The following is a 237-nucleotide window of genomic DNA, read 5'->3' as shown; positions in this document are numbered from 1 at the left end:
CCCGCCGCTAAATGATCGGCTAGTGAGGACTACGGTTATCCAGGCTCTGGATATGAACAGTGATTTCTTCACGGTCATGATACAAATGCTTGGCCTGCAGGCGGAATTTCAAGCCATTCTGAATCAGAAATACTTTCAGGTTTTCAATATCCTGCAACACTTCCTCATAACGACCTTTCATGGGCAGTTTCAGGTTAAAGATGGTTTCTTTGGCCCAGCCCTTAATCAGCCATTGTC

At 45.6% G+C, this 237-nt stretch carries 1 pseudogene; it reads right to left on the bottom strand.

The features are described from left to right. Positions 1–19: 19 nt before the first annotated feature. Positions 20–237 (bottom strand): annotated as a pseudogene (locus tag ACYP03_RS27915) (23S rRNA (cytidine(2498)-2'-O)-methyltransferase RlmM); the annotation flags it as partial.

This window comes from Photobacterium sp. R1 (assembly GCF_054600795.1).
The sequence above is the reverse complement of the archived record's forward strand: the minus strand, read 5'-3'. Positions and strand labels throughout refer to the sequence as shown.